Genomic DNA, 3,119 nt, shown 5'->3' with positions numbered 1-3,119 from the left:
CGTAGGAGTAGCCCTGGCGCAGGTCGCTCTCGGCGGCGGCGGCGTCGAGCCGCCGCGCCAGCGAATAGCGCGACAGGTAGACGTGGGCGAGAAGCACGTCGCGCATGCGCTGCGGCCGCACCGAGTGAAGCTCGCGCAGGGCGTCGCCGTAGGCGGCAAGCGCCCCGCGCACGTCGCCGCGTTCAGCGACGGCCTTGCCGCGCTTGAAGTGCCTCGCCGCGTTGTAGAGCGCCTCGCGCATGCGCCAGTATACCTGTCGCCGCTGCGTTTCTAGCGCGCTCCCGCACCCCTCTCGGCCAGCCGCGCCCGCACCGCATCGTGCGTGGCCCGGGTGATGGGCACGCGCAGGGCCAGCAAGGCGGCCACAGCGAAGACCCCCGCCGCCACCGGCCCGACCATCAGCTTGATGCCGAGGACCGCCTCGGCACTCTGCGAGACGGCGCCCATCTCCATGGCCGCCTCCATGGCCGTGCTCCGGTAACCGAGCAGCGCCAGGACCTGCGCGTTGAGAAAGGCGCCCACGGCGAAGGCCGTCTTCTGGCCGAAGGTGAAGATCGCGTAGAAGAGGCCCTCGCGGCGGCGGCCGCTCTGGAGCTCGTCGAATTCCACCACGTCGGGCACCATCGCCCAGGGAAAGAGCAACAGGGCGCCGACACCGACGCCCGCCACTGCCGTCATCACCAGTGTGAAGAGAGCGAGTTCCCCAGGCGGCGCGAACAAGACGAGCACGGGCACGACGGCGGCGAGCAGCGCGAGACCCAGGGCAAAGGCCAGACGCTTGTCCAAGCGCGCGCCGAGACGCGTCCAAAAGGGCAGGGTCAGGACGGCGACCAGAAAGAACAGGCCGAGCAGGAGGCTGCGCTCGCTGGGCCCCAGCAGGAGCGCGCTGGCCAGAAAAAAGGGCAGCATCGAGGAGATGATCCCGAGCCCCAGGGTCACCACCACGAAGAGGACGAGCACCTGCCCGTAGCCGTGGACCCTTAGGGCCGAGCGGTACTCGTCCAGGGGGCGGAGCGGCCCGACAGCCGGCGGCCGGCCGCGCTCGCGCACGCCCCAGGCCATCACCAGGTAGGAGAGGCTCATGATCATGCCGAAGACCGCGCCCATGAGCGGCCAGCCCGCGCGGGCGCCCTCGGGTTGGCCCAGGAAACTGTTGAGGGCAGCCACTAAGACGGGCGGAACGGCCACCGCCACGAGCGACGCCACGGTCCCGAAGCCGATGCGGTAGCTCGTCAGCTCGGTGCGCGCCGCGTACTCCGGCGCCAGCTCGGGCGTGAGCGCCATGTAGGGCACCTGCACCACGGTGTAGATGACGGCGTGCAGCGTCAAAAAGGCCGCCGCGAGGGCAAACATCACGGGTTGCGAGCTCTCCGGAAGCGTCCAGAGCAAGGCGAAGCTCAATCCGAAGGGAACGGCGCCCGCCCAGATATAGGGCTTGCGCCGGCCCCAGCGGCTCCTGGTCCGGTCGCTCAGCAGGCCCATGAGCGGGTCGGTGACCGCGTCCAAGACGCGGCCGACGAGCAAGACCAGCCCGGCCAGGGCAGCCGCCAGCCCCAGCACCTCGACCAGAAAAAAGAGGAAGAACACGTTGACGGCGTTGTAGGAGAGCGAGGCGCCGATATCGGCGACGCCGTAGCTGAGCTTTTCGCGCAGGGAGAGCGGCTCTATCACCTCACGAGCTTATCCCAACTGCCTTTCCAAACACCATAAACCGGAGCGTCGAGGGCAGCAGGAGCGCTTTCCAAACACAAACACGACGGTTGGAAGACGCCGCATCAGCGCGCCCTCTGACGGCATTGGCCGTGAGCGCGGCGTTCTCTGCTATACTCCGAGAACGAAAAGGCAAGGGAGGCAGCGTGGCATACAGGCACATCCTGCTGGCAACCGGGGGCGCGGAGCACTCGCTGCGCGCTGAGAAGCGGGCGAGTGAGCTTGCGCTCGAGCTCGCGGCGCGGCTCACCGTCGTCTCGGTCTTGCGGCTCTCCGGCGCCGTCGAGGGCATGGTCGCCAGCCTGCCGATGGACGCCGGCACGGTGAGCGCGCAGGTCTACGAGGACGCCGAGGCGCGCCAGCGCCAGGTGCTCGAGGAGGCCGGGGCGCGCTGCGAGGCGGCGGGAGTCAAGGACGTGCAGCTGCTCCTGGAGTTCGGCAGCACCGGCCGCGTCATCGTCGCGACCGCCGAGGAGCGCGGCTGCGACCTCATCGTGACGGGCCGCCGCAAGCTCTCGGCCTTGGGCGCGGTAGCGCTGGGCAGCGTCAGCGACTTCGTCAACCGCCACGCCCCCTGCGACGTGCTCATCGTGCGCTAGGCCCCGCCGCCGCCGCTCGGCCCGGCCAGGCGACCTCCTCCCTTATCCGCCCAGACATGACTGCGAAGTGCTAGGCTGCCAGGGCAGCAGGAGCAGTGCACAGCCTGGAGTGCGGGAGGCTAGGCGCGGTGACTGAAGGCGTCAGCCTTTGCCGACAGAAGTTCCGGCAGGCTGAGCACGAACACCAGCGCCAGGACGGACCCCAGCCATACAGCGAGGGTTTGGAACAGGATCATCAGAAACATGGCCTAACCCCTTTCTTCAACTATCCTCATCATGCTATCACATGTGAAACATTTCATCTGTGACGACGTTACAGCCCAAACGGTGGGGTGCGAGATCGGGTCTAAAGACCGGCTCTGCGACGCTGGGAGGCTAGGAGACTAGGAGGCATTGGCGGCGTCCGCACCCTCGAAGGCCGCCGCCAAGCCGGCGGCGGCGGCCTCGAGCGCTTCCCGAGGCGCCCAGGACAGCGCCCGCACCGCGCGGTAGGCGCGCCGGGCGGCGTCGCGCTCACCCGCCATGTCGCGGAGCTGGCCGAGGCGGGCGAGGAGATAGCCGGGCAGAAAGTAGGGTTCGGAGAAGTCGCCGTGGCTGGCCTTCTCGAGCGCGTCCAGTGCCTCGGCCGCGTGGCCGTGGGCGAGCAGCAGGTTGGCCTCGTGGTAGCGCGCCTCGGGCTCTGTCAGGGCGCGCAGGCTGGCGATCAGCTTGCCGGGCTCGGGCGCCTCACCGCGAAAGGCGAAGTCGAGCAGGGCGCGCAAGCGCGCCGCTTCGCTGGGCGGCGCCTCGGGCGCGGGGACGAGTTCGGCC

Annotated in this window: 4 protein-coding genes; 1 reads left to right on the top strand and 3 read right to left on the bottom strand. The window is 69.3% G+C overall.

The features are described 5' to 3' along the window. Both M3498_02235 and M3498_02230 read right to left on the bottom strand, forming a co-directional pair. Positions 1-241 (bottom strand): hypothetical protein (locus tag M3498_02235; GenBank protein ID MDQ3458115.1); only part of this gene is annotated, 241 nt, incomplete at its 3' end. 29 nt (positions 242-270) lie between these two features. Then, positions 271-1,671, bottom strand: a complete 1,401-nt coding sequence (locus M3498_02230; GenBank protein MDQ3458114.1) for a glycoside-pentoside-hexuronide (GPH):cation symporter — start codon at positions 1,669-1,671, stop codon at positions 271-273. 185 nt (positions 1,672-1,856) lie between these two features. Between M3498_02230 and M3498_02225 the strand changes: the two genes are divergently transcribed. Next, a complete protein-coding gene (locus M3498_02225) occupies positions 1,857-2,309 on the top strand; it encodes a universal stress protein (GenBank protein MDQ3458113.1) in 453 nt (150 codons plus the stop codon). A 383-nt stretch (positions 2,310-2,692) separates the two neighbouring features. Here M3498_02225 and M3498_02220 read toward each other — a convergent pair. Further along, a partial coding sequence (locus M3498_02220) for a hypothetical protein (GenBank protein MDQ3458112.1) occupies positions 2,693-3,119 on the bottom strand: 427 nt, incomplete at its 5' end.

The organism is Deinococcota bacterium, assembly GCA_030858465.1.
Classification (GTDB): domain Bacteria; phylum Deinococcota; class Deinococci; order Deinococcales; family Trueperaceae; genus JALZLY01.
This window is presented reverse-complemented; position numbering and strand designations above follow the sequence as displayed.